The 12,565-nt window shown below is 64.2% G+C and carries 10 protein-coding genes; 2 read left to right on the forward strand and 8 right to left on the reverse strand.

Annotated features, from left to right (window positions below; genetic code table 11):
• The first annotated feature begins 29 nt into the window (after positions 1–29).
• On the forward strand, positions 30–641 hold the full coding sequence (locus HGB41_RS14265) for a TetR/AcrR family transcriptional regulator (protein WP_171085470.1): 612 nt from the start codon (positions 30–32) through the stop codon (positions 639–641).
• Here the strand turns inward: HGB41_RS14265 and HGB41_RS14270 are convergent.
• The 5 genes from HGB41_RS14270 to HGB41_RS14290 all read right to left on the reverse strand — a co-directional run bounded on the left by HGB41_RS14270 (position 620) and on the right by HGB41_RS14290 (position 8,593).
• Positions 620–2,125, reverse strand: coding sequence for a tryptophan halogenase family protein (locus HGB41_RS14270; RefSeq protein WP_371868520.1), 1,506 nt, complete (start codon positions 2,123–2,125; stop codon positions 620–622). The genes HGB41_RS14265 and HGB41_RS14270 overlap by 22 nt on opposite strands.
• A gap of 10 nt (positions 2,126–2,135) precedes the next feature.
• Positions 2,136–3,164, reverse strand: a complete 1,029-nt coding sequence (locus tag HGB41_RS14275) for a cupin-like domain-containing protein (RefSeq protein WP_212760941.1) — start codon at positions 3,162–3,164, stop codon at positions 2,136–2,138.
• Positions 3,148–3,858, reverse strand: coding sequence for a SapC family protein (locus tag HGB41_RS14280; protein WP_171085473.1), 711 nt, complete (start codon positions 3,856–3,858; stop codon positions 3,148–3,150). Before HGB41_RS14280 ends, HGB41_RS14275 begins: the two co-directional genes overlap by 17 nt.
• A gap of 25 nt (positions 3,859–3,883) precedes the next feature.
• Positions 3,884–5,461 carry a tryptophan halogenase family protein gene (locus HGB41_RS14285; protein ID WP_171085475.1) on the reverse strand — a complete coding sequence of 526 codons (1,578 nt, stop codon included), beginning with the start codon at positions 5,459–5,461 and terminating at the stop codon, positions 3,884–3,886.
• 114 nt (positions 5,462–5,575) lie between these two features.
• Positions 5,576–8,593: a TonB-dependent receptor gene (locus HGB41_RS14290; RefSeq protein WP_171085477.1), complete on the reverse strand. Its 3,018-nt coding sequence runs from the start codon at positions 8,591–8,593 to the stop codon at positions 5,576–5,578.
• 717 nt (positions 8,594–9,310) lie between these two features.
• On the opposite strand from HGB41_RS14290, the gene HGB41_RS14295 reads away from it, so the two are divergent.
• Positions 9,311–10,078, forward strand: a complete 768-nt coding sequence (locus HGB41_RS14295; RefSeq protein ID WP_371868521.1) for a GIN domain-containing protein — start codon at positions 9,311–9,313, stop codon at positions 10,076–10,078.
• A gap of 25 nt (positions 10,079–10,103) precedes the next feature.
• Here HGB41_RS14295 and HGB41_RS14300 read toward each other — a convergent pair whose 3' ends face one another.
• The 3 genes from HGB41_RS14300 to HGB41_RS14310 form a co-directional block, all read right to left on the reverse strand.
• Positions 10,104–10,427, reverse strand: a complete 324-nt coding sequence (locus HGB41_RS14300; protein WP_171085479.1) for a BON domain-containing protein — start codon at positions 10,425–10,427, stop codon at positions 10,104–10,106.
• A 92-nt stretch (positions 10,428–10,519) separates the two neighbouring features.
• Positions 10,520–11,605 (reverse strand): LytR C-terminal domain-containing protein, encoded by a 1,086-nt coding sequence (locus HGB41_RS14305; protein WP_171085481.1) that lies wholly within the window; start codon positions 11,603–11,605, stop codon positions 10,520–10,522.
• Positions 11,606–11,622: 17 nt separating this feature from the next.
• Entirely contained in the window at positions 11,623–12,564 is a 942-nt protein-coding gene (locus HGB41_RS14310; protein WP_171085483.1) for a type II secretion system F family protein, read from the reverse strand.
• Position 12,565 lies beyond the last annotated feature (1 nt).

The following is a 12,565-nucleotide window of genomic DNA, read 5'->3' on the forward strand; positions in this document are numbered from 1 at the left end:
AAGTAAACTGGTCGGTGTAAAATAAACGCATGCATACTCCCCGGCTCACCGACCTCAAGCGCAACGCCATCGTCAATGCCGCCGCGGCCGAATTCCGTGCCAACGGGTTCGAGGCCACCAGCATGGACCGGATTGCGTTTGTGGCCAACGTGTCGAAGCGCACGGTCTACAACCATTTTCCGAGCAAGGAAGAACTGTTCGCGGAAACGATCGTGCAGCTGTTCCAGGCCAGCGCGGAGCTGCTGGAGCTGCCCTACCGCAGCAACGTCGGACTGCGCGAGCAGCTGACGGAACTGATGCGCCTGAAGATGCGCACGCTGGAAGACCCGGACTTCATTGCGCTGGCGAGGGTGGCGATTTCGGAAGCGATCCACGCGCCCGAGCGCGCGCTGCCGATTTTTGCGCGCCTGAATGAGCGCGAGGAAGGGGTGACGGCCTGGATCCGGGCGGCCCAGCTGGACGGCAAACTGAAAACCGGCGACCCGGCGTTTGCGGCGACCATCCTGCAGGGCCAGGTCAAGGCCTTCGGCTTCTGGCCCCAGGTGACGATGGGCGCCGCCCCGATCACGGGTGGTACGGCCGGGCCGGTGATCGACGCGGCGGTATCGATGTTCCTGTCTTATTTCGGCGCGGAGCAGTAACGCTCGACATACGACTGGTGCGAGGGCAGCCCCGCCACCGTCTTGTCGATCTGCCCCTTGATCGATCCGAGGAAGTGCGACAGCTCTTCGTCTCCCATCAGGTCGGCCGTCTGGTGGTGCTGGAAGGGCATGATGCCCTGCCCCAGCATCACCTGGATCCACGAATTCTCGGCAAACAATTCGTTCGGCACGCGGAACACTCGGCCGGTTTCGCGGAATAAATCGATGCGGTGCTGGAGCGAGACGGGAACGTCCATGTTGCGCGCATCCCGCCAGTAGGGCGCGTCGATGCGATTGTTGACTTTGTAGTGCAGGATGATGAAGTCGCGGATATGTTCGACTTCATGCGAGGACTGCTTGTTGTATTCGTCGACGTCGGTTTGCGCGATGCCTTTGGTCGGGAACATCTGCATCAGGCGGATGATGCTGCGCTGGATCAGGTGGATGCTGGTCGATTCGATCGGCTCCAGGAAGCCGCTCGACAGGCCGATGGCCACGCAATTCCCCTTCCAGACCTGCTCGCGCTGGCCCGGCGTGAACTTGATGACGCGCGGCTTCATCAGCGGTTCGCCGACGATGTTCCCCATCAGCGCCTGTACCGCCTCCTCTTCCGCCACGTAGCGGCTCGAGAACACGATGCCATTACCCACGCGGTGCTGCAGCGGGATGCGCCACTGCCAGCCGAAGGGATGGGCGATCGAGCGCGTCAGCGGCACCGCGTCGCCGACGGAGCTGGTTTGCAGCGCGGCGGCGCAATCGTTGAACAGCCATTGCGACCAGTCCTGGTACTCGACCTTCATCGCCTGCCCGATCAGCAGCGCGCGAAAGCCCGTGCAGTCGATGAACAAATCACCCTCGATGTCCACGCCCGAATCGAGCATGATCGAGCGGATATCGCCGCTCAAGGCACTGGTGGTCACGTCGACGATCTTGCCCTCGATGCGCTGCACGCCAAAGCGCTCGCTGAACTTGCGCAGGTAGCGCGCGTAGGCGCTGGCATCGAGGTGGTAGGCGTAGTTCATGCCGCCCCGCGGCAGGTGGGCGAACTTGTTTTCCTGCGAGGCGCGCAGCTCGAGGCAGTAATCGCCATAGTCGCCTGCCAGTCCGCGTTCGCGGCCCTTGTGCCAGAAGTGCTGGAAGCCGGCGGTCCAGTGGTCGGTGCCCGTCAGGCCGAACGAGTGGATGTAATCCTCGTTCACGTTGCGCCAGTTTTCGAAACTGATACCGAGCTTGAACGTGGCCTTGGTCTCGGCCATGAACTCCTGCTCGTTAATCTCGAGCAGGTTGTGGAAATTCATCAGGGTCGGGATGGTGGCTTCGCCGACACCGACCGTGCCGATTTCGTCGGACTCGACCAATATGACGTCGAGCTGCTTTCCCAGCACCTTCGAGATGCAGGCGGCCGCCATCCAGCCGGCGGTGCCGCCGCCCGCGATGACCACCCGGCGTACCGGCCGCCCCATGCCATTCGATCCCTTGTCCACGTGCGTCTCCTCAGCGGTTCATTCTTTTTAGTAGTTGGGCGCGGATGCCGCGTACCGCGTCGCCGTCGAGCGGACCGAGGATGCGGCGTGCAGCTTCCGGTATGTGGGCGGACGTGCTGTCGTCCGCTTCGAATACGTAGTGGCGGAACAGCTCCTGCCAGGCCTGGCGTTGTTCTGGCGGCAGGTCGCGCACGGTCATCAGGGCGTGCATCAGGGCGTTGGTGGGCGTGTCCATGTACTCCGGCGAGCGGCGCCACCAGTAGTTGACCAGCACGTTGAATGCGTCCAGCGCCTGGATGTGGTGCCACCACATGCTGGGGATGAACAGCGCATCGCCCGGCTCCAGGTCAGCGCTGAGTGCATGCTCCATCGCCTGGGCGAAGCGCGGGAAGCGTTCCAGGTCGGGTTGTAGAAAATCGACCAGGCTGATGGCCTGCCCGGCCGGCGTGAAGTCGAGCGGGCCGATATACAAATTCCCTACCTGCTGTGGCGGGAACAGGGTAAAGCGGCGGCGGCCGGCGGCGATGCAGGCGAGGTTGTCGGGCAGGTCGTAATGGGCGGCGATGCGGGTGCGGTTGCCGATCCAGATGCTCGCCAGCGCGTCGCGTCCACCAAGATCCACGTCGTTCTCGGCGCGAAAGCCCGGCAGCGCGGTGTCGATCGTAGTCGAGCCGACGTAGATGGCAGGCGCCTTGTCGGTATCGCGGTAGCGTGCGAGTTCGTCGAGCACCTTGTCGATGCGCACCCGCACCGGCGCGAAATTGAAGCCGCTAAGGTCTTCGTTGTAGAAGAAACGGCCTTCGATCTCGGGCGTGCCGAGCATCGCGGTGACGGTGGCGTCGCGGTACCAGCGGCGCAGGTAGGCATCGGCCGCCCCTGGCGATTCGCGCGCGGCAGCCACCATCGGCCAGCTGGCGACCAGGCCGCGCAGCACCACCGGCTCGGTGGCCTCGAGGATCCCGGGGCCGAGATCGCGCGGGCTCAAACCGGCGACCTCGCGAATCGCCCGGGCTGCGGGCAGCTTAGCCTTTAGCAGCATTGCTCGCGTTTTTGCGGTCGATCAGCGCGCGGAAATTCGACAAGGACGCCAGCTGGAAGTAGATCGCAGCCAGGTAACCTTCCTTGTGCAGGCTGTCCAGCGTCGCAGCATCGAGCTTGTTCAGGTTTTCTTCATGAATGGTGTGGAAGCCCGTCATGCGGTGCTGCGAACCGTCGTCGAGCTGCACATCGAGCGCGAACGATTCGAGCAGATTGTGCTTCACCAGCGCCTCGACGAAGCCGGCATTCGACTCCATCCCCTGGTGCACGGTGATCAGCATCGAATTGATGTTCTCCAGGTAGGGCGTCATGCCGCCATGCTCCAGGAACAGCGGCTCACCTTCGGTCTTGCTGATGCGCGGGCTGTCCAGGTCGATGTGGATCATCAATTCTTCGCCGTGTTTGCCGATCAGGAAAGGCAGGCGCTCGACCAGCAGCGGGATGACGGTGGCGTCCCAGCCGCTCTCGTTCAGGAACAGGTTTTCGTCGTTCTCGAATCCGAACAGCGCGACCGGTTCGAATGGCTGGTCTTCGGCCGGCTTGCTGAAGACGATCGGGTAATGCGCCTGCAGGAGGCGGAATTCGCCCGCGAAGGTCGGTACATAGGGGTGGCTGTCGCCCAGGCCCTTGCCATGGCGGGTGATCACGCGCAGGTGTTTGTGTTCGATGTTATTCAGCAGTACAGGGTTTGCCATTACGGTGTCTCTTTATCGGTTGTCGTTAATGCTTGTGCAGTCCATGGCGCACGATGTGCGCGATGAGCGTGCGGTTGTCGGGCAGCGCCGGTAGCATCTTGCGCGTCAGGTCGGCCGCCTGGCGGAAGAAACCATCCGCCATCTCGCCGTTGCCCTCGCCGGCGCGGTCGCGCCGCGCATGGCCCGGTTCGGGGCGGAATCCCATCCCGTACAAAATATACTGGTAACTCGCCGCCGGGAACACCTCCTGGATGCGATTAAAGTCGTAGCGCGAAGGAGGACGGTGGGTCCACAGCGCCAGCAGGTCCTGCAGGCGGCCCGGAATGGTCCCCGCGCGGCGGTTGTCGCGCCAGTAGCCGGCGGGGTCACTGCTCCCCTCGCGGCGACCCAGGACATAGTGCAGCTTGAGGAAATCGATGACCCGCTCCCAGCGATAGGTGAAGGTTTCGTTGAAGCGGGCGGCGCTGATATCCATCTGCGCGCGCGTGACCGGCATCTCGTCGGCCAGCATCGCGGCCGACAATTCGACCAGCGCCAGCGCCGAGGCTTCGAGCGGCTCGATGAAACCGGCCGACAGACCGATGGCAACGCAGTTGCGGTGCCAGAATTTTTCGCGGTAGCCGGGGTGGAAGCTCAGTTTTCTTGGCGCAGGGATGTCGTCGGGACCGCCGGTGGCGCGGATGTAGGCGCGCAGTGCGGTCTCGGCGTGTTCGTCGCTGGTATGCGCGCTCGAGTACACGTAGCCGATGCCGCGCCGGTGCGGCAGGCCGATGTCCCAGATCCAGCCGGCGTCCTGCGCGGTGGAGGTGGTCTGCGAGGCGATCGGATCATCTTCGCGCGCATACGGCACCTGCACCGCCAGCGCGCTGTCGTTGAACAGGATGCCGCGCTGGGACAGGAAAGGGATGTCGTAGTGCTTCCCGAGCAGCAGCGACTGCATGCCGGTGCAATCCACGAACAGGTCGCCCGCCAGCTCGCCATGCGCCTTGGTATGCAGGGCGGCGATGTCGCCGTTGTCCTCGGAGCGGATGCCGGTCACGTGGTCCGGCACGTAATGCACGCCGAGCTGCTCCAGGCAGTGCTTCTTCAGGAAGACCCCGAACTTGCCGGCATCAAGGTGGTAGCCGTAATTGGCAACCGCTGCGAATTCGGGCGTCGCAGCCTGCTTGGGCGCGCGGCCATGGGTGCACAGGTGCGGCTGGTAGCTGGCCAGGTCGGCGAAGGGCACGGACGTATGGCGTTCGAGCCAGCGCCCGGCGAGGTCGGCGTCGCCGTAACCCTGGGGCAGCACGAAGGGATGGAAGTAATAGTCGTTGTCGTCGCCGGTCACCCAGCGATTGAAACGCGAGCCCTGCTTGAAGGCGGCGTCGCATTCGCGAAAGAAAGCGGTCTCGGAGATGCCTGCCGCGCGCAGCGTGTCGCGCATGGTGGGCCAGGTGCCTTCGCCGACGCCGATCGCCGGCACGTCAGGCGATTCGATGAGGGTGATGCGGATGCCGCCCTTGTCGGCCGGCTGGAGGCTGGACGCGAGCACGGCGGCCGTCAGCCAGCCGGCCGAACCCCCGCCTACGATCACGACATGCCGGATGGTGGTGTTCACCATGAAGTGGTTCCGAAAAAGATGCGGGGCAAGTCTAACCCAGAACAGGCCACGGCGGACCGCGGCGGGAGCCGCGGCCTTGTTGGTGAGGCGTTCCGTCGAAGTGAAACGGCCAGGTCAGAACTTGTAGCGCGCCGACAGCATGTAACGCGGCCCCGACTGCTCGACCAACAGCAACTGGCGCTCGCTGCGGCCGTGGATACGCTTGATTTCGTCGGTCAGGTTGATGCCCTCGAACTGCACGGTCAGGTTGCGGTTGACGTTGAAGCCCACGCTCAAATCGAACTGGCCGAAGGCCTCGACATAGGTCGGATTCGGGCCGGCGCCATCGAAAGTCCCTGAGAGGAATTCATCACGCCAGTTGTAGGCAGCCCGCACGCTCCACTTGTCGTTCTCGTAGATGCCGACAAAGTTGGCCGAATTGCTCAGGCCCGGGAGGGCGAACTGTTCGCCGATGCTTGCGTTGTCGTATTTCAGGCTCGATTTGACATAGGTGTAGTTCGACGAGAAACCAAAGCCGCTGTTGCCGAACATGTGCTGGAGGTTGAACTCCAGGCCACGCAGGCGCGCCGCCTTCTGGTTGGCGTAGGTGTTGATCTCGAAGTTCGCGATCGGGTCATTGCCCTGGCCGGTGATCACGCCGGTGGCATTGCCCGCCGGGTCATCCGTGCCACGCACGACGCCAGGCTGGCCGTTGAAGTTGCGGAAGATGTAGTTGCGGATGCAGGTCGTGTCCGCACCGGCGCAACCATTGGCGAGCGCCGCGTTCCAGTAAGCGCCACCGACCGGCGTGCGCAGGTTGAACGGCTGGGCGACCAGCTTCGACTGGCCAGCGTAGTTCTCCAGGCTCTTGCGGAAGTGACCGAGCGAGACGAAGCTCGACTTCCCGTAGTACCACTCGTAGGCCAGGTCGATGTTCTTCGATTTCACGGGCAGCAGGCCCGGGTTGCCCTGGGTGCCGGTGCCGCCGTTCACGCGCGCCAGGTTGTTCAGCACCTGGCCGCCAGTCAGCTGGTCGTAGCGCGGACGGCCGATGCTCTCGCCATAGCTGAAGCGGCCCTTCATGTCCGACCGCAGGTCGATATCGGCATCAAAGTTCGGCAGGACGTGATGGTACTTGCCGGTCAGGGTAGTGAAGTTCGGCTCGCCGAAGGTGACCGGGAATTCATTCTGCGATACCCAGGTGATCGAGGTGGCGATCGGCACCAGCGCGGTCGAGGTGACGTCGGTCTTCTCGTAGCGCACGCCGAACGAGGTATGGATCGGCAGTGCCGTGTTCCAGTCGGTGTTGAACTGGAGGTAGAGGCTCTTCGACTTCTCGCGGGTGCGCTGGTCTGTGTTCCAGGTGGTCTTCGGCAGGTACAGCTCCGGCCGCCCGGACGCCTTGGCCGCCAACTGGCGCACCTGGTCGAAATCGAAGGTATAGAAGGTGTTGAACAGGGCCGGGTTGTCGCTGCCGTCGATGTTGTCGAAGTACTGGCGCAGGCTCTCCTGGTGGAAGACGCTGGCCGGATAGTCGGACGGCACGGTGGCGCCGCCCCAGGTGTCGCGCTGCTGGATCGAGAATGCGGAGCGGTTTTCGACGTCGGTGGTCGCCAGGCCGAACTTCAGCTCGGAGGCTTCCAACATCTTCCAGCTCGCATGCGTCTGGAGCTGCTTGATCTCACTCTTCACATAGCCGTTCTCGAAGACCGAACCGGTCACCTGCTGCGGCGCGCGCGCAAAGTCGGCGCCCTGGATGCTCAGTACCGGGAAGTCTTTCGAGAAGTCGACGCTGGTGTTACCGCGGCTGAAGCTGGCGGTGCCCAGCGTGTTGCTCGAGCCGAAGGGGCTGTCCGGCGTCGATTCGGCGGTGGAGCTGTGGGCATCGAGTTCGAGGCGGATGTCGCTGTTGACGCGCCATGCCGCATTGAAGCCAAGCGACTTGTTCTGGGTGCGGGTGGCGAAATCGGCGGCGCCCATGGCGATATCGCTGACGGCCGGGTTGATGATCTCGGTGTACACCAGCGGCGCTGCGACCGGACCGTCGGTCCAGCTGCTGGTCGACGGGCCGAAGTTGAACCAGGCCGAAATGTCGTTGCGACGGGTCTGGATCTTATTTTCGGAGTAGGTGTAGTCGAGGGTGGTGGTGATTTCCTTCACCGGGGCGAACTGGAACACCAGCTGGCCATTGGTGCGCTGGCGCTGGATGCCGTTCATGTTGTAGTTCAGGTTTTGCGGCACCTGGTACACATCGGTCGGGTCGGGACGGTTGGTGATGTTCTCGGAACCCGGCGTGCCAGGCTGGGGGATCGTGCCCCAGTTGTTTTCGTCGCCGCGGAATGGGCCTTTCCAGCCGTTCGACACGGCGGCCTGGTTGAAGCCCAGGTTGCGTTCCTGGTAGCTCGCGGACAGGGCGATCCCGAACCGTCCGTCGGCAGAGGTGTTGCTGTAGATGCCCGAGATTTCCGGCGTAATCTTGTCGCCGCGCTGGACGTCGTTCGGCAGGTTCTCGGCCGATTTGTCGTAGACGCCCTTGACGCCGACGCTGGCCTGCATGCCCGGACGCGACAGCGGACGCGCGGTCAACACATTGATGGTGGCGCCCATGCCGCCGGTCGGGGTTTCGGCGCGCGCCGACTTGTACACCTGCAGCTGCGAAACCGCTTCCGACGCGATGTTCGCGAAATCGTAAGCGCGGCCCGGGCGGTCACCCAGGTTCGAGGTCGGCATCTGGCGGCCGTTGAGCAGCACCAGGTTCAAGTCGGGGCCGACGCCGCGCACGGTGACTTTCGAGCCTTCGCCGATGCTGCGGTCGATCGAGACGCCGCTGATGCGCTGCAGCGATTCGGCCAGGTTGGTATCCGGGAATTTGCCGATGTCTTCGGCGACGATGCCGTCGACGAAGCCGGTCGCATTGCGCTTGAGGTTCATCGACGATTCAAGACTGGCGCGCAGTCCGGTGACGAGGACGGTCTGGACGCCGGCCGGCGAGGACGGTGTGGTCGCTTCCTGGGCCTGGGCCGATGCCGGGTCGGTGGCTGTCGCGGCGTCCGGGACCGGGGCGGCCTCCTGGGCATGGGCCGGCATGAATGCCGCGCACGCGCTGGCCACGGCCAGGCTCATCAATGTCTGTTTAGCCTTGGGGTAATGCATGGTGCTCTCCTGTTTTTTTTGAATTTTGACCGTCACCCACTTCAACGGTGTCTCCACTTCCAGTCGCCGGCTCAACCATGGCTGCACGCTGCCGGCCTTCATGCTGTGTTCTTAAAACTGGACACCTCCCCGCCACCTTGCCGGCTGGCGCCGGACGGGCCGGCACGGCCGTCCTGTTGCGCATGGCCTACCCGGCCAGGCGGCGCAAAGAGGACATGCGGCCGGGGCCGATGTCCTCGCTGCAAGGCTGCGGGCGCTGCGCTCGTTCATCTTCAATCGCTCAGGGATGCATCCAGGATGCAGTCGTTGTTCAAGCAACTCACCGGCTACGTGGAAACGTTTCCATCTCCATTGTCTGAATATTAGGGTTAGGTAAAAAAATTGTCAACGGAATATTCCTGCCAGGGATGTGGTGGATTGCGGCGGATTTGCAACATCGGCTATGCCGTTGGGGGAAGCTGGGCTCGTGCGTGCATATGCAGCGAACTAGCTGGCCCTGGACGTCGCTGGAATAAGGGCGCATACAGCGTGGTAGCGCCTTTGGGGGATGTCTGGGCGATAGGTCGATCGGAGGAGCCGCGCAGGTAATAGCGACGACTGCCGTTCACGGTTTTTTACGCTCCAGACCGCGGAATGCGCAGTTCATCGCAATCGCTCCAGGCGCGTCCGGCATGCGTCCTATAGTGATCCCATCACCATCCCACCCGGAGAACAAACGTGAAAAAGCTCTTGAGTGCGGCCACCGTTGCCGCCACCGTCGCCCTGGTTGCCCACCCTGCCCTTGCCGATGAGGTCGTGCGCGAAAACCGCACAGTCGATGCCAGGGTGACGAAGGTGAAACTGGGCGGCGTGGTCGACCTTGTACTACGCCAGGGGAATACCCCTTCGCTGGTCGTCTCTGGCGACCGCCGCTACGTGCAGCGCATCACCACCTCGCAACAGGGCGACACGCTGGAAATCGGCACCGAATCCTTCAACTCGCGCGATGGCGACCGGCACGAGAAACTCCGCGCCGAACTGACCGTGCCGAACCTGACGGAGTTCGCATCGCACGGCGTGGGAGCATCGACGGTCACCGGTTTCTCGGGCGACGCGGTCCGCGTGGCGCTCGACGGCGCCGGATCGGTGACGATGAACAGCAACTACCGCAGCATCGATGCGCGCCTGGGCGGCGTGGGCGGCATGACCCTGAACGGCGTGCGCGCTGAACGCCTCGAGCTGAGTCTGCGCGGCGCGGGCCGGATCAGCGTCAGCGGCGAAAGCAAGCTACTGCGCGCGAAGCTGGCAGGCGTCGGCAGCCTCGAAGCGCAGGGTCTGCGTGCCGACACAGTTGACCTCGACATGTCCGGCCTGGGCGGCGCGACCGTGCATGCAAGCCGTGCCGCCGAGGTCGACCTGAGCGGCATGGGCTCCGCCACCGTCTACGGTAACCCGTCGACCCGCAAGGTCAATACCAGCGGCATGGGCAGGGTGGCCTGGAAATAAGCCGGCCCGTTCGCGGCGCGCGCTGCTAACGGCGCGTATCCTTGGGCACCATGGCGTTCCGGACTTCCTTGACGCCCGGTACGGCACGCGCAATCTGCGCTGCCCGCACGGCGCTCTCCGGTGATTCGACGAAGCCGCTAAGCTGCACCGTCCCCTTGAAGGTGTCGACCTGCACTTCGATCGCCTTGACATCAGGGTCGGCGGCAAAGGCGGCCTTGACGCGGCTGGTGATGACGGTGTCGTCGATGTATTCGCCGGTGCCCTGGCGGGTGCTGGTCGGCGCGCAGGCGGTGAGTGCCGCTAGCAACAGGCCGGCGAAGATGAGGTAGAGGCGGTAGGAAAGATTCATGACAGGCTCCCAAGAGAAGACGGGGCAACCCATTCTCTCGGGCGCCGCATCAATGCGTTTGATGCTGACCAAACGTGCAACCGGACCTTTTTTCAACCGGGATTATTCGCCGCCAGTACGGGTGCCGCCACGTCACGCATCGGCACCGGCGGCTTCAGTGCATAACCGCGGCGCGCGATGTCGCGTCCGATGACCACCCGCAGCCGGGCAGGCGCGCAGTTCGCCACTTCCTGCAGGGAGACTTCGCCGAACCGCGCCGCCAACCGCTCGGCCATCGCGCGATTGGCCGCTTCGTACTCGATGCGGGTACGGTGCACGCCGAACCCCTGGTCATTGGACAGGCGCGTGACCTTCCATTCGGTCGTGCCGAGCTGGCGCGCCAGCGTACGTGCCATTCCCTGCAAGCCATTTCCGTTGCGTATTTCCACCGAGGCGGGGGCACGGCCGCCTGGTGCCGCCGGGGCCGGAGTGGGGCCGGGCATCGGCAACCGTGCCGGGCCACGCCGCAATTCCAGCATGCCGTCGGTTCCCACATGTATTTGCGCATGGCTCCAGCCTGGTTCCTCGCGGGTGGGCGACTTCACGGCGCGGTCGATTGCCACGACGGTCGTCTGGCTGCCGGCGGCAGCGTAGTCCTTGTGGAAATCGTGGGCACGCAAGGCATCGGCCTGGCTCAGCATTTGTTGGGCACGCTCTTCCTGGCCGAGCTTGCGCAAGGTTTCACCCAGCAACTGCCAGGAGCGGTGGTTCAGCGGGTCGAGCAGGCAGGCTTTTTCCAGCGTGACGAGTGCGTTATCGTAGTCCCCGTTCAGGAAGTAGGCATGGCCGAGGTTGCTGAACAGGTAGGCCTTGCCCGGACCGGATGCCAGCGTCAGCGATTCGGTCAGCGCTCGCCACAGCGCGATCGCGGCGGCAAAGTCGCGCTGCTCGGCATGTAGCGTCGCCAGCCCGTTGCGGGCGTTGACGTGCTGCGGAGACGCCTTCAAGACCGCCTGGTACGCCGCGCGCGCTTCGTCATAGCGGCGCGCCAGGTGATGATTGCGGCCCGCGAGGTAGCCATTGTCGGCTGCCGGCATGGCGCCGTCGAAGGTGCCACGGCTCGAAAACGGCGCGCATGCGAGCAGGCTCGAGGCCGCGCACAGCAGCGACAGACGGGTGAACAAGGTAGGGATTCGCATCACAGGCTCCTTCGTATTCAGTGCGCGCCGGGGAGCGCACCCAGGGTTCGACCGATCTGCAACACGGCGGGACCGAGCAGCACCATCAGCAGCGTCGGGAAAATGCAGAAAATCAGGGGGAACAACAGCTTCAGGCCGATCTTGGCGGCGCGCTCCTCGGCCAGCACGCGCCGTTTGTGGCGCAGGTTTTCGGAATGCACGCGCAGCGAATCACCCACGCTGGTGCCGAAGCGCTCGGACTGGATCAGCATCGCCACCAGCGTATCCACGTCCTCGACACCCGAGCGCAGCGCGAAGTTGCGCAAGGCCTTCTCCTTGCTGAAGCCGGCCCGCATCTCCATCAGCACGAGTTGCAGTTCCTGCGCCAGCACCACGCTCTTGATATGGATCTCGCTGGCCACCTTGACCAGTGCCCGCTCCAGGCTCAAGCCGGCTTCGACGCAGACCGTCAGCAGGTCGAGCGCATCGGGAACGGTCTCGAAAATCTCGCGGGTGCGGCGCGCCACGATCCGCCCCAGCACGATGTTCGGCAGGTAGTAGCCGAACGACGCCGCCAACAGCAGCAGCGCCAGCATGTGCCCGCCGGGCAGTTCGCTGCCGAAGACGAAAGCAAATGGCGCTGCCAGCGCCGGCAGCAGCAGCGCCAGTCCGGTCTTGGAAGCGAAGTACAGGGTCGGCGCCGACGGGTTGCGCCAGCCCGCATTCATGAAGCGGGTGCGCAGGGTGGATTTTTCCCATCCTTCTTCGGGGATCGAGAGTTTGGTCAGGGGCTGGGCGACCGTGGCAACGCGTTCGATCCAGCCGCTGCCGGCATCGAGCTGGCTGGGCGCCGCGCTGCCGAGGAAGCGGCGCAGGCGCTCGCGCAGGGCCAGGGGCGCGAACAGCACGAGGCCGAGCCAGGCGAGGCCGAACACGACACACAGGACGAGGAGCAGGAAGATCAGCTGGGATGACGTCATG

The organism is Telluria aromaticivorans (genome assembly GCF_013003915.1).
Classification (GTDB): domain Bacteria; phylum Pseudomonadota; class Gammaproteobacteria; order Burkholderiales; family Burkholderiaceae_D; genus Telluria; species Telluria aromaticivorans.

What these genes read in the sequence shown, in the direction of transcription:
- HGB41_RS14280 (WP_171085473.1), bottom strand. Translation starts at nt 3,858, where the DNA reads ATGGCAAACCCTGTACTGCTGAATAACATCGAACACAAACACCTGCGC.
- HGB41_RS14290 (WP_171085477.1), bottom strand. Translation starts at nt 8,593, where the DNA reads ATGCATTACCCCAAGGCTAAACAGACATTGATGAGCCTGGCCGTGGCC.
- HGB41_RS14310 (WP_171085483.1), bottom strand. Translation starts at nt 12,564, where the DNA reads ATGACGTCATCCCAGCTGATCTTCCTGCTCCTCGTCCTGTGTGTCGTG.
- HGB41_RS14275 (WP_212760941.1), bottom strand. Translation starts at nt 3,164, where the DNA reads ATGCTGCTAAAGGCTAAGCTGCCCGCAGCCCGGGCGATTCGCGAGGTC.
- HGB41_RS14305 (WP_171085481.1), bottom strand. Translation starts at nt 11,605, where the DNA reads ATGCGAATCCCTACCTTGTTCACCCGTCTGTCGCTGCTGTGCGCGGCC.
- HGB41_RS14285 (WP_171085475.1), bottom strand. Translation starts at nt 5,461, where the DNA reads ATGGTGAACACCACCATCCGGCATGTCGTGATCGTAGGCGGGGGTTCG.
- HGB41_RS14265 (WP_171085470.1), top strand. Translation starts at nt 30, where the DNA reads ATGCATACTCCCCGGCTCACCGACCTCAAGCGCAACGCCATCGTCAAT.
- HGB41_RS14300 (WP_171085479.1), bottom strand. Translation starts at nt 10,427, where the DNA reads ATGAATCTTTCCTACCGCCTCTACCTCATCTTCGCCGGCCTGTTGCTA.